The sequence below is a fragment of the Acidithiobacillus concretivorus genome (assembly GCF_018853445.1).
In the GTDB taxonomy this organism is placed as follows: domain Bacteria; phylum Pseudomonadota; class Gammaproteobacteria; order Acidithiobacillales; family Acidithiobacillaceae; genus Acidithiobacillus; species Acidithiobacillus concretivorus.
The window spans coordinates 1-22,720 of sequence record NZ_JABELD010000196.1; the positions used below are offsets into that span (position 1 = coordinate 1).

Genomic DNA, 22,720 nt, shown 5'->3' on the forward strand with positions numbered 1-22,720 from the left:
AGAATCTGCATGTTCCAGCAGAGCTGAGGGCGATGGGTTTGAATGGGAAAGCAACGGTCCAGTTTGAGGTATCGCCTTCAGGGAAGGTGCTTTGGGCCAAGATCATTGATCCCAGTCCGTTGTCGGCGGTCAATCGTGCTGCGCTGGCAGCAGTAGAAAGCGGGAGTTTCCCACCCTTTCTGAAGAAAATGCCCAAGCAGAACACGATTTTTCAGATACCCGTCGAAGTGGGTGCGAGTTCTAACTAAGTCAGGCCAGTTGGAGAAATATAATGAGCGATTCCCATTCCATCAGCGCGACCAGAGATAACGAACGCAACAGTACTGCCCCAAAGGTTGCGTTGATCTGGATGGCTGCGACTATGACCGCTTCCAGCCTTCCAGTGGGGGTATTGATCGCGCAAATGTTTCCATTGGCACCCTTTTTATGGGTGGTTCTACTGGCTTCCCTGCTTTTTTTCGCTGTTGGTATTCTTAGTATTCCTGGTTTTGTGTATGGCATCCCGACCATGGCTGTTTCGGCAAGGGTCTTTGGAAAGCCGTTCAACAAATTCATCTCGTTCAGTAATTGGCTCTCCCAGATTGGCTGGCAGGCAGTGGTGCTGGTTTTAGTGGTTTATATTCTACGTAGTGTGTTGAATACCTATGCATTGGTTTCTCCAGAACAGAGCCTGTATGTCGCACTTCTTATTGCGGTATGTGCCGATTTTGTGGTTCCAATTATTGGCTATGGCGCTATTGTTTCGGCACAAACGGTGGGTGCCTTGTTTCTGGCTTTATTCGCTATCGCTATATTAATTTGGTTACATGGGGGTGAGGCATTAACAACTGTTTCGGCTTCAGGACATTTTAATGCGCTACAAGCTTTAGGGGGTATTTCATTGGCATTGATGGGCGGTGCTTTTTCCTGGACAATGTTTGCCTCGGATTACTCGCGCTATATCCGTCGCGACAGCAGTCTCACCCAAATTGCGCTCTGGCCCAGCTTGGGTGGTTTTGTCGGTGGTGCCCTGATTTTGGCTTTGGCTATTACGCTTTATGTGCATGGTGGGATACAGGTAGGCCCATCAGGGATCACTATTGCGGCACGAGGATTAGGAAATACGTTGTTGTACTTGGGTTTCTGTCTGTTTGCAGTTATGGGACTTCTCGCCTCCAATTTTTTGAACTCCTACAGTTCTGCATTCAGTTTGGCAGTAGTCGTGGGCAAAGATTTGGACCGCAAGAAATTTACCATCATGGATGCATTTTTGGCAACCCTGGTCGGTATTTATATGCTGTTTATAGCACCTTCATTTTGGGACTCTTTTCAAACCTTTCTGGATTTGTTGATTATAGTGGCGGCGCCTTGGACCGGCATCATGATTGTCTATGTTTTAATGGACGTTGTTCCGGAGGCGCTCCACGGAACTGGGCGTCAGCAAAAATATGGTACAAATGTGGTTATATTGGGCTTTGGTATTCTGGTTACCATTTTGTTTTCAAATAATCCTTTGTGGGAAGGTCTAGGTGCGCAATGGCTATATGGAAATGATATTTCCCCGCTTCTGGGCGCGGCTACGGGTGCCCTACTGTCTATGCTGTATAGATTTATCTCAAGACCAGCTGAAAGAGGTGCTATGGACGTCAGGGGTGTAAAAAGCAAAGCTCCTAATATTGCAGAATGAAGAGTTAAAAAATGATTATTAAAAAATTGTTCAGAGCTTCCATTCTCAATCCGAAAGGACCTGATTCCTCTGAATTCTATGAGGATGGTGCACTATATGTAGAAAACGGTCTCATAAAGTCGATTGGAAATTTTGATGAGATAGTACAAAAAAATAAAGATTTTCAACTGATAGAATTAGACGGAATGGTGATGCCCGGTTTTGTGGATGTGCATCTACATTGGGTGCAGCATCGAGTGCGTGGCCAATATGCAGGAGAATTATTATCCTGGTTAAAATCTTATATCTGGCCAGAAGAGGCGCGATATATCGACACAAATTTTGCCATAGCGGCGGCAGAACAGTTTTACACTGACCTGTTGCGTGCGGGTACCGTGATGGGAATGAGCTATTCCAGCCCGCATGCTTCAGCAACGGAGATAGCCTTGCAAAAAATGCGCGGAGATTGGATCATTGGAAATGTGTTGATGGCCATTAATGCTCCCGATGATTTGACGGATTATAGCTTGCATGATCCGGTTTTATTAAAAGATTTTATGGCACGTACAGACCGTATTCATTATGCCGTGACACCTCGTTTTGCACCGAATCTGAGTGCCGCTGCACTTGGTATGATGGGACAAATTGCCGCAGCGAGTGATGCGTTCATACAGACCCATCTTGCCGAGTCCAGGGCGGAATTGGCGTGGGTAAAAGAATTGTTTCCGGATGCTGCGCATTATACGGAAGTGTATGATCGTGCGGGATTGCTGACTAAAAAAACTATTCTTGGTCATTGTATCGAAATGTGTGATGCAGAATGGCGGTGTCTGGCTGAGCGTGGTTCATGGGTAGCCCACTGTCCGACCAGCAACGAAGCCCTTGGTAATCGCAGGATGCCACTAGAAAAGTTGCGTGAGTACGATATTCCTTTCGCACTTGCCACAGATATTGGTGGCGGTCCCAGTCATAGTATGTTGCATGTTATGCAAAGATTTTTATCTGTACATCGGGCAGCAGGCATTCCGATTAATGTGCAGGAGGCGCTCTATCGAGGGACATTGGCGGGTGCTGAGGCCATGGGTCGCGATTCCGTTGCTGGGAACTTTATTCCAGGTAAACGCGCAGATTTCATTTTAATGCCCGCCATGGACTCCCATGATTCATGGGAGGGCTGGTTTGAGTCCAGCCTGGCAGGCAGTATTTCTGAGCTGGAGACGCGTCCACAAGGGACCTGGTTATCGGGAGAAAAAGTTGCATAAATCCAAGGTATTTTTTTAATAAGGGAGCGATTAACCAGAATGAATTATGATCTGAATTCAAAAAAAGTACTTGCTGATTTTGTTCGGGATCTGCCCAAGGTCGAGTTGCACCTCCATATTGAGGGAACGCTCGAGCCAGAGTTGCTGCTTTCTTTGGCTGAGCGGCATCGTATTGCCATGCCCTATGCCAATATAGAAATGGCACGAGCCGCATATGAGTTCGATGATCTCCAGAGTTTTCTTAATGTGTATTATCTGGGTACCTCAGTTTTACGTGAGGAACGTGATTTTTATGAGTTGACTCAGGCTTATATGCAGCGCTGCAAGCAACAGCATATTATTCATACAGAAATATTTTTTGATCCGCAGACGCATCTTTCTCATGGTGTCCCTCTGGATGTGGTCATGGGTGGTATACAGTCCGCACTTCGGGAAGCCGAGTTGGAGTGGGGTATCAGTAGTGCGCTGATTCTCTGCTTTGAAAGAGATCGTGAAGCAGAGTCGACGGTTGGTTTGCTCGAAGACGCCCTGCGGATTGGCGGTATTGCAGGTGTTGGGCTGGATTCCGCTGAACTGGGTAATCCCCCCCGTAAGTTTCAGGAAGTATTCAAGTTAGCAAAATCTCTTGGGTTGCATCGCGTTGCACATGCTGGAGAAGAGGGCCCGCCCGATTACATATGGGAGGCCTTGGATACACTGGAGGTCGAACGTATTGACCATGGTGTGCGCTGTATGGAAGACCCGCTACTGGTGCAAAGGTTGTTGGCAACAAAAATCCCGTTGACAGTTTGTCCGTTTTCCAATGTGGAGCTCAAGGTGTTTCCAGATTTGCATTCTCATAATCTGGGTGATCTTTTGGCTGCGGGCCTGTCAGCTACTATTAATTCTGACGATCCGGCTTATTTTGGTGGTTATCTTAATGACAATATTGTTGAGACCATGGATTGTCTCAGTCTCGGTGTAGAGGATCTGATTGTTTTGCAAAAAAATGCAATAGAGGCCAGCTTCTGCAGTGCAAGCAGAAAACTCGAGATGAATCACTTGCTGGAAAAGTATATCAAAAATTACACGCCTATTTCATGATTTCAGACTTGGAGATGCAAAGTGATTAAGCATATTATTCGTATCAGTATCATATCAATGGCTTGTACGATGCCCTGGGTTGCTACTAACGCACTAGCAGCCGTAAAGAACCAGTCATCAGCTGTAATGAGCCCTAAAGTGATCGTGTTGACCGCTTTTCCTCCGGAATGGCATGCCTGGACCACACAAAAGTCTTACCAATATAAATCGTTATCTATTCCTGGATTGTATCGCCCCCTTATTTGTGATTACCAAGGTGTTTGTGTCACAGAAACCGGCGAAGGTGAAATGAATGCAGCAATAACGGTGACAAGTTTGGTCAAGGACCCTGCGATTAATGTAAAAAAAACTATTTTCATTCGTAGTGGAATTGCTGGGGGCGTGGACAAGAAAGAATCTGCCCTGGGCAGTGTTTATATTAATAACTGGATCATTTCCTGGGCATTTGGACACCATTATCTCAGCGATCAGAAAACGCTGGCATGGGCAGCACCTGGATGCGATGATTATTCAATGCCCGGTAAATGTTCGGATTATACCCAGAATACGCTGGAAAATCTGGCTTACAAGGTGAACCCCGCGCTGTTGAATATGGCAGTCAAAGCTTCAGCCAATGTTGAGTTGGCCAATACCAGCGAGGCTCAACAGCTCGATAAGACTTTTAAAGTGTCTTCTCGTCCGAAAATCATGACTGGTGCGACGATTACCGGAGATGATTTCTGGATTGGAAAAGAAAATCAGAAAATTGCAGAGCAAATTGTTCATCTTTATACCCATGGTCAGGCTGAGTATGCCAACACGGCCATGGAAGATCTGGGCGATATTGCGGCACTGTCGCGATTCGGTCTGGCCGATCACTATCTTTCTATTCGTGGTATCTCGGATATTGATGTTCCACCGCCGGGTAAAACAGAGGAGCAAATATGGAAAACTGGGGACCTTTATGCCAGTAATTTGGCTGAAGAAAATGCGGTACGGGTAACCAAGGCTGTAATTGACCATTTGCTTCATGAAAATTATAAATAGGGTAAATATAGTGAATAGGATGAATACATGCTGTTTATCGGTGCAGGAGTTATATTATGGCTAAGAGAAACTCTCCAAAACGCGTGGATGGCTTGTCCAAAATTTGCGGTAAGGCTCTTTATGTGGATGATATTCCTTTAAACGGGGTTCTTCATGCCTCGACAGTACGCAGTTCATGTGCTGGTGGCGTTGTTGAAGAGCTGACTTTTGATCCGACCTTTGATTGGACACCTTTTGTCGTGGTAACAGCACAGGATATACCTGGTCTTAATGCCATTAAAATGCTGGAAAACGATCAGCCTGTGCTGGTAGATCGGGCATTTCGTCACGCCGGAGAGCCATTGGCTTTGTTGGCCCACGCTGATCCGGGTATGCTTGAAACGGCTTTACGCCACGTTTATGTCCGCGAGACCCCGTTGGCACATCCTGTTTTTGATATTGACGAAGCATTGGGTGCAGAAAGCACTATTATTCCAGACAATGTTTATTCGGACTATCTTCTGAATAAAGGCGATGTTGAACAGGCACAAAAAAATGCAGAGTGTTTTATTGAAGAGCGTTTGCTGACGCCATCCCAAGAACAACTCTACATTGAGCCACAAGGAATGATTGCTGTTCTTCAGGAAGATGGCGTGCTCAGAATAGAGGGTTCCATGCAGTGTCCGTATTATGTGCTGGATGCCTTGGAGCAATGTACGGGTTTAGACAAGGACACTTTACGAGTCGTACAAAGCACGACTGGTGGCGCTTTTGGCGGTAAAGAAGATTATCCCTCCATGATTGCTTGCCACGCCGCTCTGCTGGCGCTCAAGGCTGGAGGTCTACCGGTTAAGCTGATTTACGAACGCGGTGAGGATCTGCGCGTAACCCCCAAACGCCATCCGTCTCGCAGTCTGGTCCGACTCGGTGCGAATAGGGAGGGTGAGCTCCAGTTTATTGATATGGATTTGGCCATTGATGGCGGTGCCTACCGTACACTGAGCCCAGTCGTTCTGTCACGGGGGGTTATTCATGCTCCGGGGCCGTATCGCTGCGCCAATATCCGCGTTAGAGGCCGTGCAGTGGCGACGAATCACCCACCCTTTGGGGCATTTCGGGGTTTTGGTGCACCACAAAGTATTTTTGCACTGGAAGTGGCAATGGATCGCCTGGCTGCCAAGCTCAACATGGATCCGGCTGAGTTACGGCGGAAAAATTTGCTGCACCGTGGCGATGTCAGTCCGACCGGCGACCTGGTGGGAGAAGACTGTTTTGCGCAAGAAATTCTCGAAGCAGCGCTTAATACAAGCCATTATGAAGAGAGACAGAATGCCTTTCGAGATTGGAACGCCGCTCAGCACAATACGCTTCGTGGCATTGGCTTGGCGACTTTCGCCCATGGCGCGGGCTTTACAGGTAACGGAGAATTGTACCTGGCCTCCCGCGTGTTTCTCCAGGCACATGCTGATGGTCAGGTAGAAATTCTTTGTTCAAACACCGAAATGGGGCAGGGTGCAGCGACCACTCTGGTACAAATTGCGGCTGATGCGCTGCAGCTACCCCTGGAGCAGGTGCACCTCGCGCAAACAGATACGGCCAGGGTGCCAAATTCTGGCCCTACAGTCGCCTCGCGGACCTGTATGGTTGTCGGTGACTTGATTGAAAAAGCAGCGCAGCGTTTATTACAAAAGTTAAGGGATGAGGGCGGTCTTACTCAGACCTTTACGCCGTTGGAATTTAATGCGGTCTGTTTGCGCATGCAGGAGTCTGGAAAAGATTTGTTGGTTACTGCCAGTTATCAACCGCCTGTGGATATGCTTTGGGATGAAAAGTCTTTCACAGGAAGGGCTTACTCCAGCTATGCCTGGGCAGCATATATTGCCGAGGTAGAGGTGGACAAATTGACTTTGGAAACCCGCGTGCTGAATTTTACAGCCGCACAGGAAATTGGACATGCCGTACACCCCCAAATTGTGCAGGGGCAGATTGAAGGGGGAGTTGTACAAGGCATTGGTTATGCGCTTTATGAAAATGTGCTCTGGAATCAATTCGGCGTGATGGCCAATGACCGCTTAACCAATTACATCATACCAACCACTGCAGATATCGGACCATTACAGATTGTCTTGATGGAGAAGGGCTTGGGTGCCGGTCCTAAGGGAGCCAAGGGTGTCGGAGAACTGCCTATGGATGGTCCTGCACCGGCTATCGTGAATGCCATTCAACAGGCGTTGAAAATCGATGTTGCTCAGATCCCGGCCATGCCTGAGCTTCTGTTGGACTTGAGTCGTGCGCAAAGAGGTTCCCAATGCCAGTAAAAATTCAGATTAATGGTCATGAGGTTCAGGTGCAGGCACCGCCAGCAAGTCGACTTCTGGATGTGTTACGCGGTGAATTGGGCCTGAAAGGGGCCAAGGAAGGCTGTGGAGAAGGGGAGTGCGGGGCCTGTGCAGTATTGGTTAATGGCCAGGTGGTCAATAGTTGCCTGATTCCTCTGGGACAAATGGAGGGCGCAGAGATTGTTACTATTGAGGGAGTGCCAGTTGACAGCGCGTTGATCCAGGCTTTTCATGACTGTGCCGCCGCCCAGTGCGGAATCTGTACCCCAGGCATGATCCTGGCCGCTACAGCCTTATTGGCCGAACATCCTCAGCCGACAATGGACGAAATACGCTGGGGGCTGAGCGGCAATTTATGTCGTTGTACAGGTTATGGGCGTATTTATGAGGCGGTTGCTCAAGCGTCAACGGGAGACGCGCATGGCTGAATGGCTGCGTCCCCGGCACATGAATGAGGTATTGCGGCTGCTTGCAGAACTGCCAGCGGAACAGTATCAAATTATCTCTGGAGGTACTGATGTCATGGTGGCGCAGCAGTTGAGTGCTCCACGTGATATTGCTTTTTGGCTGGATTTGAGTGCCATCCCGGAACTGAAAACGGTAGAAGTGACGGCAGATGGTATTCGTATTGGCGCGGGAGTGACGCTGAGTATGTTGCGACGGCACCCGGAAGTACAAAAACACTGGCCTATGTTAGCCGCATCAGCAGCAGTTACTGGTGCCGCACCCATTCAGAATCGTGCGACTCTGGGCGGAAATTTATGTAATGCCTCACCTGCAGCCGATAATGCTCCCGTGTTGCTGGCTTATGGTGCCCGTCTTGAAATTGCCGGGCCAAATGGCGTACGGTTTTTGGCTTATGAACAATTTCATCTGGGTTATCGACAAACCGCCCTGGCTGCCCATGAATTACTTCAGGCCATTCATGTCCCATATCTACCAGATGGTTCACGGGCATACTATCGCAAAGTTGGGACACGCGCTGCCCAGGCAATTGCGAAAGTGGGTATTGCAGCATGGATTCATTTTGACGCGGGACAGGGAATTATTGCTGCGCGCTTCGGTCTGGCCAGTGTGGCGGCAACCCCATGCTTACTTCCAAGGGTAAGTCATTATTTGGAAGGTAATCATCTAAAGGATGTCCGTGAATCCACGATACGTGAAAAAGTATCCAGCGATATCAAGCCTGTCGATGATATTCGTTCAACTGCCGAATATCGCCTGGAAGTGACTTCCCGCCTGGTATGGGAAGCTATTCATGATGCACATTAATTGATAGCGAGGAAATAATTATGAGTGTTCAGATTGATGAAGGTGTAGTTATGGAAGTCCCGTTTGTGGATGCTACTCCACAAAATCTTGAAGATTATGGCGTGATGATTACAGAAACCGTGCATCGTCCAGGGCTGAGTATTCCCTTTTATAAGGGGAGTGTCGAGGAAGGTCAGAATCTGGACTTTGAATATACTGGGAAAGCGGTGATCCGTACCGCACGAATTTCACATCGTAGCCCGGAAATTACCTGGTTGGAGCGTCATCTGAATATGACACAGATTTTTGTTGGATTGGGTACTGCACCCTTTGCCATGGTACTGGGTAAGCCCAATCAGAATTCCGGACAAAACGTCCCTCGGCTTGAAGATGTTTGTGCCTTTAAAGTGCCAGCAGGTCAAGGTGTCATGATTCATGCCGGTACTTGGCACGATTTCCCCATGGCTATTGTGGATCCAGTAACCGTGCTGACCATGAATTCAGATGAAGTGGTTCACGCCCTCGCTCATGCCAAAAGTGCGGATGAAATGGATGCGGGGGATGTTTATAAAATTGATATCCGCCGTCGTACTGGGCGGATTTTGAAAGTGCCATTTTAAGTTGAGGTAAGATGGAATGCGCACTGACTTGTCTCGATTTTTCACCAGTGGACCGGCAGATGTATCCGGGTTGGCGGAGGCTATAGCCCGTGGGGAAATAATCCCCACGGATATTGTTGCCATCATTGGTAAAACTGAGGGAAATGGCGGGATAAATGATTTTACCCGTAACCTGGCAATTATGGCGCTGAGTCATTTTTTGGCGCCATTTCTGGAGTGTTCTCCAGAGGCCGTCGAAGAAAGAATTGTGCTCTCTTTTTCAGGCGGTAGTGAAGGGGTAACTGCCCCCCATCTCCTGGTGTTTACGATATCAGGCACTGTTTCGACCCAGAAGAATCCCTCCAAGCGGCTGGCCTTGGCAACGGGATTTACCAGGCCTTTTATGGCAGATGAAGTGGGACGCATGCCCATGATTATGGAAACTGCCCGGACCGTGAAGAACCTTATGCAGAAGCTGCAGGTTGCCGCAGAAGACGTACATCTGGTTCAGATCAAGGGAGCGATTCCTCCGGTTTCCTTGCCGCACCCGAATCTGCGCTGTGATATGGCCTGGTCACGGGGCGCTTCCGCTCTGGGCGTCGCTCTGGCGCTCGGAGAAGTCAGTGAATCGCAATTAAGCGATGCAGTGATCAATAGTGATTGGTCTCTGTTTTCCACGCGTGCCAGTGTTTCTGCGAAACCGTTACTGTCCCGCTCCGAAATTGTGCTTTTTGCAAACTCGGATTATTGGGAAGGGGAACTGCTTATCGCCCATGGGGTGATGCAAGATATTATTGATGTTCCGGGAATATATTCAGTGCTGGAACAGTTGGATTTAAAACCTCAATATGGTCAGCTTACTGCCCATGATTCCGAGAAAATTCTAGGCGTCTTTGCCAAATCAGACGCGCACCCCGGCAATCAAATTCGGCAACGTCGTCATACCATGTGGACTGATGCCGATATTTCGGATATGCGTTATTCCCGCTGTGTCGTTGCCGCCCAGTTGGCAGGTGTTTTGGGAGACACCGGGGTGTACGTTTCCACGCGTGCTGAGCATCAGGGACCCCAAGGTGGTGGCCCGCTTGCCATCATTGGGGTAGCCCCATGAGCGCCCTGTCTGGCCTCGCCCAAAAACCGTCGCGGGTTACTTGCGAAGCCTTGGTTGTTGACGTGAAGGGCTCGGCACCTACGGCAATAGGCGGAAGTCTCGCTTTGCGCGGCGATGATGTTTTGTTGGGTACAGTGGGTGGTGGGCAGATGGAATACACTGTTTTGAATCACCTTCGTAGTAACCACAACTGGCCCGCACGTCTGGAATTTATTCTGGGTACCAAAGATGATCAATGTTGTGGGGGGCGGGTTGCCATTGCTTTGATTGATGTTCCGCCTTTTTTTTCAAAACTCTATGATGCTGGGGCAGCTCGCGTTTATCAGGTGGATGAACGGGGTTTTTTGCATTTGATAGCCGGGATAACCCAGCATGGGCAGCGCCTGGGTGATTCCGGTGCCTGGAATTTGCTGGAGAATATTTACCACCCGGGTTTCTCGGATGATGGCGCTTATTTTTTCCTTCCTTCTGTTCAGCAACAGTCCGTATGGGTTTTTGGCGCCGGACATGTGGGACGGGCTTTCGCCAAACTTGCTGTTGGACTGGATTTCCAACTTACTGTTTTTGATGATCGGCCGGATTGGGCGGTTCCTGAAGCTTTCCCGGAAGAAATAACGCTGAAAAAAAACTGCACACCAGAGAGTTTTCGGGAACAGCCACGTTCAGATATTGTTTTGATCATGACTTATAGTCATGCCCAGGATTATGCTTTGCTTGAACATTTTCTGAATCAACCACTGACCTATCTGGGTGTCATAGCCAGTCAGTCCAAGTGCGCCCGGTTTCAGCACCAACTCATTCGTTCGGGATATCAGATTCCGGATTGCCTGCGCATGCCCATGGGCCTGCCGGGTATGGGTAAAAAACCTTCGGAAATTGCCGTCAGCATTCTGGCGGAATTATTACAGCTACGCCAAAAAGGAGCCATTTCATGCCAGTTATAAAGCCCATGAGCGATGCCATGGCCGAGCAGTATATGCAGATTGTTTTTGAAACCATGGATCTGACCGTTGATGCAGCGTGGCTCCCGGAGATTCGCAACTATTTCATGATCAGTGCGCGACTGGCGGGTATTCTGGAGACTTATCCGCTCGCTATGACTGAGGATTTGGCGCCGGTGTTCCGGCCATGAGCAGTTCATTTCAGGTGTTTACGGAAGCTGGGGAAATTGCCCGTAAAGTCCGCCTTGGTGAATGGCGAGCTGTTGACGTTGTTGATGAATCCTTGCGGCATATTCATGCCCAAAACACGCAACTTAACGCCTTTACCCAGATTACAGAAGCAAGGGCACGTCATGAGGCTGAACAAATAGACCGGAAGATTGCTCGAGGTGAAGACCCTGGTGCTTTGGCTGGTGTCCCTTTTGCGGTTAAAAATCTGTTTGATGTGGAAGGGGAAGTCACCTTGGCGGGTTCCAAAATCAACCGTCAGGATGATCCGGCAAGTATGGATGCCACCCTGGTTCAACGTATGAATAGTGCGGGTGCGGTGCTGCTTGGGGCACTCAACATGGGTGAGTATGCCTATGATTTTACGGGTGAAAATATCCATTATGGGCCATCGAGGAATCCCCATGATGGTTCCCGGATGACCGGTGGCTCCAGTGGCGGAAGTGGTGCAGCCGTAGCCGGAGGAATGGTCCCTATCGCTCTGGGTTCGGACACCAATGGTTCAATCCGTGTACCTTCGTCATTGTGCGGAATTTTCGGTCTCAAACCCACTTATGGCCGCCTGTCTCGTGCGGGGACTTTTCCATTCTGCCCCAGTTTGGATCATGTGGGCCCTATGGCACGTAGCGTGACCGACCTGGCCAAGGTTTATGAGGTGTTGCAGGGCTATGATCATAAAGATCCCGCATCTGTGCAAAGAGATCGGGAGCCGGTGATAAGCGGATTGGACGAAGATGTTGCCCAACTAAAAATCGCCATTGCGGGAGGATATTTCCGAAAACAAGCCAGCACAGAGGCGGAGCGGGCCATCCAGAAGGTGGCAGATTGTCTGGGTGTGAATGAAGAGGTGGACATTGCCGGGGTAGCTCAGGCACGTGCAGCAGCTTACCTGATCACCAATGCCGAGAGCAGTAATTTACATCTGGAACGCTTGCGTCGTTATGCGGGCGATTATGATCCAGACGTCCGTGATCGCATGCTCGCAGGCACCTTGCTGCCCGCTTCCTGGGTAATTCAGGCACAGCGTTTTCGTAGTTACTACCGTGCAGAGCTGCAAAAGATTTTTGCAAAACATGATTTGCTGATTGCGCCTGCGACGCCAATGACAGCGCCACAAATTGGGCAGAGAAGCATGGAACTGGGTGGCGAAACCATGCTTGTGCGTCCCCATTTGGGTTTGTATACCCAGCCCTTTTCATTCATTGGTCTGCCGGTGGTGGTTGTGCCGGTTTCCTCGGTCGGCACCATGCCTATTGGTGTTCAGATTATTGCTGCACCCTGGCAAGAAGCGAAAGCCTTGAGAGTGGCCAGATATCTTGAGTTGTCCGGTTTCACCAGTCCTCTTCCACAAAACTAAAAGGAAATTCCCATGAGTTATGCCGAGATCAATGCGCCGGGAGTATTTGAAGAAGTGCAGGAAGTATTTCTCCGCTATGAAAAAGCTTTGGTGGAGAACGACGTGGCTGTATTGGATGAGTTGTTTTGGAACAGTGAACATACCCTGCGTTATGGTGTGGCGGAAAATTTATATGGCTACGCAGCCATTGCTGATTTTCGGGCCTCTCGTCCGACACTGGCGTTGAATCGTGAATTGGTGAATACCACCATAACCACTTACGGAAAAGATTTTGCTACCGCAAATACCGAATTTCGTCGTGATCAGGTACATGGCCGGCAAAGTCAGACCTGGTTGCGGACCCCGGAAGGATGGCGGGTGGTGGCTGCCCACGTCAGTCTGATGCCTAAAAAAGGATAGAAACATTTGGCAGCGGCAGTCATTTTGGCCGGTGGGCGTTCCCGGCGCTCAGGTCCTTTACACAAGGCTTGCCGGAAAATTCCGGGTGATACCCGTAGCTGGGTGGACCGCCAGGTAGATCGGCTTAGAGACGCAGGTTTTGCGCCGATTATGGTGGTTACCGGCTATCGCCCGCGACGCATTCATCATTGTCTCCATCGTCGTGTAAGCTATCGTCACCATTTCAAGGCTAATTGCGGACCCTTCAGTACATTGCAACGGGCTTTGCAGGGTTTGCGTGGACCTCTTTTGTTGGTGCAAACCGATACGGTTCTGCCTTCGCTGTTTGATTTGCGCCGTTTACGGCGTGTTATGCAGAATAAGCTGGTTGCTGCGGCCAGTTTGGTGAATATTCACGGGCGAGGGGGACATCCTTTGATACTGTCTGCAAGTTGGGCCCGGCAGCTTTCAGGTTTGTTCTGGCGGGGTACGGACGCACGTTTGGATGAGCAGCTCAGGCTCCTGCCTTCAGGTCGCTATATCCGCCTGAAAGGACGCAGGCATCATTTATTTTCTGATCTGAATACGCAAAGGGAATGGCACTCTGCCCACATCCGGGCGAGGAGCTTACCATGACCCGCACTGTACCCCCGCTTTTTGCGCAGGCATCTGCCGGTATAGTCAGTGCCCCTCATTTCCTCGCCGCCGAAGCGGGGGCCAATATCCTGTGCTGCGGCGGTAACGCCATCGAAGCAGCCATAGCCGTGGGCTCCACGCTGGCTGTGGTCTATCCTCATATGAACGGTTTAGGTGGGGATGCATTCTGGTTGATTTCTGACGGCAATGCAGAAACGGTGAGGGGGCTGGCTGCGGCCGGTCCGGCTGGCCAGCATTATTCAACAGCGACTTTTCTGGATACGCATCTGCACGAAATCCCATTCCGGGGTGGCCGGTCTGCACTGACGGTTCCTGGTGCCGTAGCCGGATGGGGTGCTGCCTATGAATTTTCACGAAATACCTGGCATGGAGCCTTGCCCTGGGGGGATTTGCTGGAAGCTGCTTACCTGCATGCAGCACGCGGTTTTCCGATCAGTCCGAATCAAAGTGCAACTTTGGCGCGTTTTGCAGCGGATTTACGAGAGCAACCAGGCTTTGTACAGCAATATTTGCCTAATGGGGAGGTCCCCACAGCCGGCACCCTGTGGACGCAACATGCATTGAGTGAAACTTTGAAGACCCTCGCGAAAGAAGGGGCTGACAGTTTTTATCAGGGCGGTTTGGCAGAAACAATGATCAAGGGGTTGCGCGCCGCTGGAAGTCTTTTGACCGAAGCAGATATGTCTGCCTTCAAGACAGATTGGGTGGAACCATTACGTGTTGCTATTGGACAGGGTGAAGCCATTAACTTCCCTGCTCCCACTCAAGGTGTGGCGTCATTAATGATTTTGTCAGTTCTTGATCGTTTAAAAGCGAACCTGGGAGATCATCTGTCTGCAGATTTTATTCATTATAACGTGGAAATCACCAAGCAAGTATTTCGGTGGCGAGATCAAGTGGTTGCTGATCCCTATTTCCATGATTTTGATTTGCAGCAGTTATTGCAGGAAGACTTTCTGACGGATATTGCTGCTCTTATTCAGCCTGGTCGGGTCCTGCCAACACCGGACATCGGCATTGGCGATGGGGATACGGTATGGTTTGGGGTTGCCGATGCTGCAGGTCGTACGGTCAGTGTGATCCAAAGTCTTTATCACGAATTTGGTTGTGGTGTTATGGCGGGCGACACCGGTGTGATTTGGAATAACCGGGGCTGCGCTTTTTCATTAAAAAAGGGACAAATAAATTGCCTTGAACCCGGTAAGCGTCCTTTTCATACCCTGAACCCAGCCATGTATGCAGAAAATGGGCGGGTGCAAATGGCCTATGGCAGTATGGGGGGGGATGGGCAGCCCCAGACTCAAGCCGCCATTCTCATGCGTGCCAAACACTTTGGCTTATCGCTGGAAAAGGCGGTTGCCAGCCCGCGTTGGCTTTACGGCCGAACTTGGGGTGAGCGCAGCGCGGGGGTACGGCTGGAACATCGATACCCCAAGCAGGTATATGACGATTTACAGCGTTGGGGGCATTCGCTGTCCTGGGTGCCAGATTATTGCGATGTCATGGGCCACGCCGGGATCGTTAAAACCAGCACTGGATCAGAATCCACTTTTGCTGCGGCAGCGGATCCGCGTAGTGATGGAGGTGTGATGGGCGTTGATGCCACATAGCAAATCAAGAGTGAATCCACTAAATCCTCAAGTTTCATGAGTCATCTCATTTAGTTCTTCGGCAATACAATTCGAAAAGCGCGCCGCAGCAACAGAAATACCTCGACTTTTTAATTGTGCGCAAACCAGAGGCACGGGTCGAATATCCAGTGCTGAAATGGTTTTATAAACAATATGTTCATGAATGCTTTCCTTGGGCATGCCGGTGGAAATAACGAAGCCGATATTCTCCGAATGATGGAGCATTCCTCGCATAATTTCGTAAGAATTGGTTTCTGCGGCAATCTGGATTTCTGACGCGGCATTGTGTAAAGCCGGTTCAAGCATTTCCCGAGACGTAAGCCCTGGAGCTGGAATCACCAAAGGATATTGCACGCAATCGCTAAATCGTAAGGTGGTTTTTTGCGCTAGTGGGTGACGATTATGCATAGCAGCGACCAAAGGTTGTTCAGAAATGGCAAGATCAATGACATCGGGATGGCGCGGTGGAGCCACGATGATTGCGAGGTCCACCTCAAAGGCCAGTAAGGCGCGAATGGCATCAGCATGCTTGGCGACATTCACCGCGAAAGAGACGCCTGGATATTGCGCTCGAAAGGTATTGATGATTCGGGGAATAAAATCGCTGGCCAGGGCCGGGCTAACGGCCAATGAGACTTGTCCACGGCGTAATCCGTTCAAACTATCAATTTCGGAGCGGAGGCGTTGCATGTCTGACAAGTGTCTGCGCACGTAGACCAGGAATACCTCGCCCGCAGCAGTAAGACGCATTCCTCGCGGGTGACGTTCGAAGATGCTGGAGCCCAATTCGTCTTCCAGATCTTGAACCCGACGATCCAGAGCTGACGCAGTGATATGCAATTTATCCGCTGCACGTCTGACTGAACCTTCGCGGACAATGGCGTCCACATATTTAAATAGTCTTAGATGCTTCATGTTGGGCCTCGTGTTGAGTTTTTCTGCACAAAGAAACAAAAAAATAACACTATATATGGACACACTATTTCATCACAATCAAGTGGAAATGAATTAGGGATGTGCAGGCATGAATAAGGTGCCTCATTTCGGTGCAGTTAAAGATGGTTTGCACTGATATGGAGCATATGGATTTTCTTAAACAGGGAACATTCAGCGATATTCAGCTTCATTGGTTGTGGCATATAAGCTGCTTTATGAAATTGTCATATAAACAACAGGAGTACAAAAATGTCTAAAGCCAAAAAACAACTGCTTCGGCAGAGTATTCTGGTAGCCGTAGGCTTGGTTGGAAGCAGTTTATTACCCGTCCATGCTGCCACCAGTGCTGCCCCGACAAAAAAAGTCTATAAAATAAAACAGGTATCAAAAGATTTGCTACGCATGGTAGATAAGGCGGCACTGACCAAAGTCAAGCCAGTCTACGGTGCGGAAACGGCGTTAATACCCAAGAAGTTTCTTCATGGTCAGGAGTCTACCCAAAATGCCTCAACCATCCTGAGCTTTGTACCTGGCATCAATGCTACCAGTACGAACCCAATTGGAGTCAAAACCCATATTTCAGTACGGGGTTTCTCGCAGACACAAGTGGGGTATACTTTTGATAATTTACCCATTGCCGATTTATTCAATGGTGGGTTATCCGGTGGCAATAATAATTATGCAGATTTGACTAACCTGATCCCCGTAACCTTAGGAGAAACTTCAGGTATTCAGGTAACCTATGGTACACCGCCTCCTGATGTGAATGCTGTTGGTGCTATAGGTGGTAATATCAATTATCTGCCTAAGGTGCCTTCATCGAAGCAATACGAATCGGTTTTTGCCGGCTATGGATCATTCAATACCCGCAGCTATGGTGCAGAAATCAATACGGGAGCCGCAGCTGGATATGGCAATCTTCTGTTGCGTTTTTCATCGCGTCAGACGGCCGGTTATCTGGAACATAGTCCGGATCGTGAGTATTCATATTATGCCGCGTATGATTTACCGCAAATATCTCCTACTTCCAAATGGTCACTGGTGTTTCTCCTGAACAAAAATCAGGGGGCTACAGCTGCGCGTATGCCTAAGGCTCTGCTGGATCAGTATGGTCCTTATTATCAATGGCCAACATCGTTTACTTATGCAAATAGCAAAGCCGAACATATGATGGCCATCCTTCAGAACAAAACGCTTATCTCTTCTCATGCCGTTTTTGGTTTTAAGGGTTTTTATGCATATACTAATTCCCACCGCTTGGAATATGTGAATCCTGACGCTAATTCTCAGTATAATAGTTTTGTCACATTTTATTTAAATCCCGCACAAACAGTTTGCCAGTATTCAGGCAATGATTTTATGGGAAATGACTCTGCGGCTTGTCAGGCGCAAACTATTAATGGTGATAACTATCATAGTTATACTTATACGACTAACACCTTTGGCATGAATCCTTCCGTAGAATGGTTGAATCATTATGTAAATCTGAAAGCTGGTGGGTTGGCCGTTGTTTCTACATATGATTCTCGTGACTATGTATATGGGACGCCGAATGTTCCCGAAGTGCCAGGCTACAATAACCTTTGGGATGAGCATGGCTGGAGAATTTACGGAAAAGTTTACGCTCAGGCAAAAATAAAGCCAACCAGTAATATTGCTATAACGCCTGGTGTAAAATATGAAACCATTTCTACCCGTATTAATGACGTACCGGGGTATTATTACTCAGTAGGTGCTACCAGTGGAAGAACTTACAGCGCGGTAAGTCCTTATGTTGGAATTCAATATAAGCCAACAAAAGCGGTTACGCTGTATGCCAACTATGCCAAGGGATATAAATACCCCAATATTACTGCTTTTTATGCGGCGGATAGTAATGCTACCACGACATCACCCGCGACCCCGGTAACCATCAAGCCAGAGGGTGTGAATACCTACCAATTTGGTGCAGCCTATAACAAGGGTCCCGTGGACGCCAGTATTTCTTTCTATCGTTCTGATTTCAATCACACCTTCAGTTCGTACTATGATACGACTAATGGTTTGACTTATGAATACAATATTGGGTCTTCACAGTATCAGGGTATAAACATTGCTACTGCTTACGCACTGGATGCAAATCTTTCTCTGTATGGCAACTATTCAATTCAGGAGGCTGAATATACCTCCAACTCCTCCAGTGCGTATGGCGTGTCAACCAGTATCGGGGAAGCTCGCCCCAATACCCCAACTTACCTTGCCGGTTTGGGAATACTAGGACACTACATGGGTACGAGGGCAAGACTCTATGGTAATTTGGTGGGGCCACAGTATATTGAAGCAAGTACGGGGGCTCCTACACATTTAAGTATGCCCGCTTATGCTACGATGAATTTTAATATCGCCCATACGTTTATGATTCATCAATATGGCATTAAAAATGTGACCTTGAGTTTAAGCGGAGTAAATCTCCTGAATTCGGAGGCTTCGGTGCTGGAAAAACAGTTTCCCTATACCAATGGAGTTTCGGGAAACTATCTGGAAGCTGAGCCGATGATGCCACGATCATTTTTCGGGACTGTGAAAATGGTGTTCTAGTAGGGAATCTGGGGGAAGGTCAAAGATGTCCTTCCCCAAAATATTTTCAAAAACTGGGTGGAGAGTTGGCACTGACAATCTCACAGGTCTCAGTCCCGTTATTGACGAAACGATGCGGCAGTTGGCTATTAAAATAGTACCCATCGCCGGCTGAAAGATTTTGGATTTTGTCTCCTATGGTCAGTTGGATGGTGCCACGCACTACGATCCCGCCTTCTTCTCCACTGTGTCGGAGCATGGCTTCTCCGGTGTCGGCGCCAGGCTCGTAATATTCATGTAGCATCTGAATAACACGACCCTTGGAGCTGCGGCCTAGAAGTTTCATGCTAATTTTCGGATCCATGGCGATATCCGGAAGCTCATCATCGCGGAAAAACACTTCGTCAGAAGTGACCAAATCCAGGGTAAAAAACTCTGCAATCGACATGGGGATGCCGTCGAGAATCTTTTTGATTGAACTGATGGATGGGCTGACTCGATTTTGTTCGATCAAGGAAATGGCGCCGTTGGTTACCCCGGCCCTGCGGGCAAGCTCACGTTGGGTGAGACCATAAATCTTTCTGACTAGCAGCAGTCGCTGCCCGACATCATCATGACTGCTCATGAACGTAATCCTCAAAATTAATTTAAAAATTATAGAGAAGTCGAGAAACAAGAGCAAAAAATCAAATTTTTTGTCGATGCAAAATGTTTATCAGAGGCTAAGTATAGTTTCCCGGATAATTTTTACAGTCATGTTTATTTCTTCCTTACTGATGATCAATGGTGGAGATAGTGCGATGGTATCCCCGGTAGTGCGAATGAGCAGACCTAAGTCAAACGCCTTTTGTAGTGCCGCCATTCCGCGTGCCCCGATGTGTTCAGGCTGGCTTTGCAATTCTATAGCGCCCATCATTCCAACATTGCGAATATCCGTGACGAGTGGTAGCTCTTTCAAGCTGTGTAATGCGTCTTCAAAATACGGTGCCAGTTCACTCCCGCGAGTGAGAAGGCCTTCTTTTTCATGAAGTTCCAGTGTAGCCAAAGCCGCTGCACAGGCTAGTGGGTGTCCTGAGTAGGTGTAACCATGGAAAAATTCTATCCCTTCTTCGGTATTATTCATGAAGCTCTGATAAATGGAGTCACTGACAAATACGGCCCCCATGGGCACGGCAGCATTGGTCAACCCTTTGGCGGTGGTCAAAATGTCGGGAGTCACGTCAAAAAAGTTGGCTGCAAAGGGGGTGCCCAGGCGCCCAAATCCAGTGATAACCTCATCAAATATCAATAATAGACCATTCTGGTCGCAGGCTTTACGGAGTTGCTGAAGATAATTTTTAGGAGGGACAATGACGCCTGCAGACCCGGCGACTGGTTCCACGATGACTGCGGCAATGCGCTCTGCGCCATGCTTCTGGACAATTTGATTCAGTGCCTCGGCGGGATCCTCTCCCCATGCGGGCATCCCCCGGGTGAAGCGATGGTGTTCTTGATCCAGAGTGTGCGGAAGCAGTTCATTTTGCAGTAATGGCCCAAAAGCAGCCTTATTACGTGGGAGCCCACCTACACTCAGGCCACCAAAACCCACACCATGATAGGCCTTTTCGCGTCCGACGAATAAGCTGCGTTGTGGTTCTCCCCGACCATAATGATAGGCTCGGGCAATTTTCAGGGCCGTATCTGCGGACTCAGATCCGGAGTTGGTAAAAAAAACATGGTTCAATGAGGCGGGCATTTTTTGAATCAATCGTTGTGCTAGTTGAAAGACCAAGGGGTGCCCCATTTGAAAGGTGGGGGCGAAATCCATTTCGCCGGCCTGTCTACTAATGGCTTCTACGATTTCCGTGCGGCAATGCCCAGCATTTACACACCATAAGCCCGCCGTCGCATCCAGGATGGGACGGCCATCGGGTGTTTGGTAGTACATGCCTTTGGCGTGACTCAAAAGACGCGGTTTGCTGAGAAAGTCACGATTCGCAGTAAAGGGTAACCAACAAGAAGGGTCTGTACTGGGCGCGGCGCGGTGAGTCATGATGCCTTTTCCTTCGTATAACAATCCAGAGCAATGTTTAGAATTACAAGCAAAAGGCGTGCCGCTATGAAATATCCTCATAATATCCAGGTGCAGTAAATCAATCTGTGTGCAAAAAAAGCCGTTTGATGGTGCTGTACGCACTGAAATGAGGAGCGTGAGCGATCTGGTGCACGGTATCGGTGCGCAGAGCCTCTCGGATGACTATTAAAATATTCACCATAGTGATACGCCAAACGGAGTTTAATAGTGTGCAGCCTAAGCTATGTAATTATATTTAATTATAAAACAATAATATAAAAACATTTTACCAAAAAATTAATGAGGATTTGCATAATCTGGCACGCGCCTTGCTTGTTAATTTTTATAATCTATATTTGCCCGACGCACAAGGATATGTATGAGCCAAATCGTTCGCTGTGCCCTCATTCAAACCGCCCAAACCGCTGAGGCGGAAAAGCTTTCCCCTGAGTCTATCAAGGAGGAAATGATTACGCGCCATCTGCAGCATATTGAAGCTGCTGCGGCCCAAGGCACACAGGTGTTATGTATGCAGGAATTGTTCTATGGACCCTATTTTTGTCCAAGCCAGGATATTCGCTGGTATGCCCTCACTGAAGCAGTGCCGGATGGGCCAACCATTCATTTGATGCAGGAATATGCCAAAAAATACCAGATGGTGTTGGTCGTTCCGGTGTATGAGCGGGAAATGACGGGTGTTTATTATAATACGGCAGCAGTGATTGACGCTGATGGTCGTTATCTTGGCAAATATCGGAAAACCCACATTCCTCAGGTGCAGGGTTTTTGGGAAAAGTTTTTCTTTCGTCCGGGAAATCTTGGCTACCCGGTATTTCAAACCGCCTATGGAAAAATTGGTGTCTACATCTGTTACGACAGACATTTCCCGGAAGGTGCCAGAGCTTTGGGTTTGAATGGCGCGGAAATTGTTTTCAATCCTTCTGCTACTGTTGCAGTGTTAAACAGCGTGCAAAAGTTGCCAGAATTGGGTGGAAAACAGCGTTTAAATTGACCACCTGATAACCTGCCGGATTTGCCGGGAGGAACCTGGAGTGATTTGCATGGAAACCATAGCCAAAGTGCGCCGTCTGTATCATCTGGACAAAGAGACGGTCAGCCATATTTCTCGAAAAATGAATTTATCGCGTGCTACGGTGCGCAAGTATCTGGATCATGTCGGAGATGAACCGAAGTACCCCCAGCGGAAATCCCGGCCACGGCCGCAATTGGGAGCTTTTGAGGCGATCCTGCAGCAATGGCTGGAGACGGATGCGCACTTACCGCGCAAGCAGAAGCGGACCGCACGCAGACTGTTCGAGGACTTGCAGAAGGCCGGATACCAGGGGGCCTATGACAGCATTCAGCGCTGGGTAAAGGCGTGGAAAGCGAACGTTCGCCCTGGTCTGCACCAAGCCTTTATTCCCCTGAGTTTCCGTCCCGGTGAAGCGTATCAGTTTGACTGGAGCAGCGAGACGGTGATTCTGGATGGGGTGGCCATGGCGATCAAGGTCGCCCACTTTCGCCTGACTTACAGCCGGATGTCCTTTGTCCGGGCCTATCCCAGAGAAACCCAGGAGATGGTCTTCGCCGCCCATCAGGAAGCTTTTCTAGCCTTTGAAGGGGTCCCTGAGCGGGGTATTTACGATAACCCCAAGACCATCGTGGACGTGGTATATCATCGTCCCCTC

The 22,720-nt window shown here is 48.9% G+C and carries 22 protein-coding genes; 19 read left to right on the forward strand and 3 right to left on the reverse strand.

Annotation, left to right across the window (positions count from 1 at the left end; translation table 11 throughout):
- From HJG40_RS14870 to HJG40_RS14945, 16 genes are all read left to right on the forward strand, one after another.
- Nucleotides 1–248, forward strand: a 248-nt coding sequence (locus HJG40_RS14870; RefSeq protein WP_215864908.1) for an energy transducer TonB, incomplete at its 5' end; no start/stop codon positions are given.
- A 23-nt stretch (nt 249–271) separates the two neighbouring features.
- A complete protein-coding gene (locus tag HJG40_RS14875; RefSeq protein WP_215864909.1) occupies nt 272–1,666 on the forward strand; it encodes a purine-cytosine permease family protein in 1,395 nt (464 codons plus the stop codon).
- 11 nt (nt 1,667–1,677) lie between these two features.
- Complete coding sequence (locus tag HJG40_RS14880; protein WP_215864910.1) at nt 1,678–2,907, forward strand: amidohydrolase family protein; 1,230 nt, start codon at nt 1,678–1,680, stop codon at nt 2,905–2,907.
- Between the two features lie 39 nt (nt 2,908–2,946).
- Nucleotides 2,947–3,990 (forward strand): adenosine deaminase, encoded by a 1,044-nt coding sequence (locus HJG40_RS14885; protein WP_215864911.1) that lies wholly within the window; start codon nt 2,947–2,949, stop codon nt 3,988–3,990.
- Between the two features lie 21 nt (nt 3,991–4,011).
- Nucleotides 4,012–5,016, forward strand: a complete 1,005-nt coding sequence (locus tag HJG40_RS14890) for a phosphorylase family protein (RefSeq protein ID WP_368356177.1) — start codon at nt 4,012–4,014, stop codon at nt 5,014–5,016.
- 56 nt (nt 5,017–5,072) lie between these two features.
- Nucleotides 5,073–7,313 (forward strand): xanthine dehydrogenase family protein molybdopterin-binding subunit, encoded by a 2,241-nt coding sequence (locus HJG40_RS14895; protein ID WP_215864912.1) that lies wholly within the window; start codon nt 5,073–5,075, stop codon nt 7,311–7,313.
- Nucleotides 7,304–7,762, forward strand: coding sequence for a (2Fe-2S)-binding protein (locus HJG40_RS14900; RefSeq protein WP_215864913.1), 459 nt, complete (start codon nt 7,304–7,306; stop codon nt 7,760–7,762). The genes HJG40_RS14895 and HJG40_RS14900 overlap by 10 nt, the downstream gene beginning before the upstream one ends.
- The gene (locus HJG40_RS14905; protein WP_215864914.1) at nt 7,755–8,606 is read left to right on the forward strand and encodes an FAD binding domain-containing protein; all 852 of its coding nucleotides are present in this window, start codon (nt 7,755–7,757) and stop codon (nt 8,604–8,606) included. The genes HJG40_RS14900 and HJG40_RS14905 overlap by 8 nt, the downstream gene beginning before the upstream one ends.
- 20 nt (nt 8,607–8,626) lie before the next feature.
- On the forward strand, nt 8,627–9,205 hold the full coding sequence (locus HJG40_RS14910; protein ID WP_215864915.1) for an ureidoglycolate lyase: 579 nt from the start codon (nt 8,627–8,629) through the stop codon (nt 9,203–9,205).
- 16 nt (nt 9,206–9,221) lie between these two features.
- The gene (gene atzD, locus HJG40_RS14915) at nt 9,222–10,295 is read left to right on the forward strand and encodes a cyanuric acid amidohydrolase (RefSeq protein ID WP_215864916.1); all 1,074 of its coding nucleotides are present in this window, start codon (nt 9,222–9,224) and stop codon (nt 10,293–10,295) included.
- Nucleotides 10,292–11,239 (forward strand): XdhC family protein, encoded by a 948-nt coding sequence (locus HJG40_RS14920; protein WP_215864917.1) that lies wholly within the window; start codon nt 10,292–10,294, stop codon nt 11,237–11,239. The genes atzD and HJG40_RS14920 overlap by 4 nt, the downstream gene beginning before the upstream one ends.
- Nucleotides 11,227–11,427 carry an AtzG-like protein gene (locus tag HJG40_RS14925; protein WP_215864918.1) on the forward strand — a complete coding sequence of 67 codons (201 nt, stop codon included), beginning with the start codon at nt 11,227–11,229 and terminating at the stop codon, nt 11,425–11,427. Before HJG40_RS14920 ends, HJG40_RS14925 begins: the two co-directional genes overlap by 13 nt.
- On the forward strand, nt 11,424–12,821 hold the full coding sequence (locus tag HJG40_RS14930) for an AtzE family amidohydrolase (protein ID WP_215864919.1): 1,398 nt from the start codon (nt 11,424–11,426) through the stop codon (nt 12,819–12,821). The genes HJG40_RS14925 and HJG40_RS14930 overlap by 4 nt, the downstream gene beginning before the upstream one ends.
- Nucleotides 12,822–12,833: 12 nt before the next feature.
- Nucleotides 12,834–13,220: an oxalurate catabolism protein HpxZ gene (gene hpxZ / locus HJG40_RS14935; protein WP_215864920.1), complete on the forward strand. Its 387-nt coding sequence runs from the start codon at nt 12,834–12,836 to the stop codon at nt 13,218–13,220.
- 6 nt (nt 13,221–13,226) lie between these two features.
- Nucleotides 13,227–13,835 carry a nucleotidyltransferase family protein gene (locus tag HJG40_RS14940; protein WP_215864921.1) on the forward strand — a complete coding sequence of 203 codons (609 nt, stop codon included), beginning with the start codon at nt 13,227–13,229 and terminating at the stop codon, nt 13,833–13,835.
- Nucleotides 13,832–15,466, forward strand: a complete 1,635-nt coding sequence (locus HJG40_RS14945; protein WP_215864922.1) for a gamma-glutamyltransferase family protein — start codon at nt 13,832–13,834, stop codon at nt 15,464–15,466. The genes HJG40_RS14940 and HJG40_RS14945 overlap by 4 nt, the downstream gene beginning before the upstream one ends.
- Before the next feature lie 27 nt (nt 15,467–15,493).
- Here the strand turns inward: HJG40_RS14945 and HJG40_RS14950 are convergent, their stop codons facing one another.
- Nucleotides 15,494–16,402: a LysR family transcriptional regulator gene (locus tag HJG40_RS14950; RefSeq protein WP_215864923.1), complete on the reverse strand. Its 909-nt coding sequence runs from the start codon at nt 16,400–16,402 to the stop codon at nt 15,494–15,496.
- A gap of 270 nt (nt 16,403–16,672) precedes the next feature.
- Between HJG40_RS14950 and HJG40_RS14955 the strand changes: the two genes are divergently transcribed.
- The gene (locus tag HJG40_RS14955; protein WP_215864924.1) at nt 16,673–19,000 is read left to right on the forward strand and encodes a TonB-dependent receptor; all 2,328 of its coding nucleotides are present in this window, start codon (nt 16,673–16,675) and stop codon (nt 18,998–19,000) included.
- Between the two features lie 46 nt (nt 19,001–19,046).
- Here HJG40_RS14955 and HJG40_RS14960 read toward each other — a convergent pair whose 3' ends face one another.
- The gene (locus tag HJG40_RS14960; protein WP_215864925.1) at nt 19,047–19,604 is read right to left on the reverse strand and encodes a type II toxin-antitoxin system RelB family anti-toxin; all 558 of its coding nucleotides are present in this window, start codon (nt 19,602–19,604) and stop codon (nt 19,047–19,049) included.
- Between the two features lie 90 nt (nt 19,605–19,694).
- Complete coding sequence (gene aptA / locus HJG40_RS14965) at nt 19,695–21,011, reverse strand: omega-aminotransferase AptA (protein ID WP_215864926.1); 1,317 nt, start codon at nt 21,009–21,011, stop codon at nt 19,695–19,697.
- Between the two features lie 400 nt (nt 21,012–21,411).
- Here aptA and HJG40_RS14970 point away from each other — a divergent pair, with 400 nt between their 5' ends.
- Both HJG40_RS14970 and istA read left to right on the forward strand, forming a co-directional pair.
- A complete protein-coding gene (locus tag HJG40_RS14970; protein WP_215864927.1) occupies nt 21,412–22,044 on the forward strand; it encodes a nitrilase-related carbon-nitrogen hydrolase in 633 nt (210 codons plus the stop codon).
- 49 nt (nt 22,045–22,093) lie between these two features.
- Nucleotides 22,094–22,720: IS21 family transposase (gene istA / locus HJG40_RS14975; protein WP_215864928.1), on the forward strand; the 627-nt coding region annotated here is incomplete at its 3' end.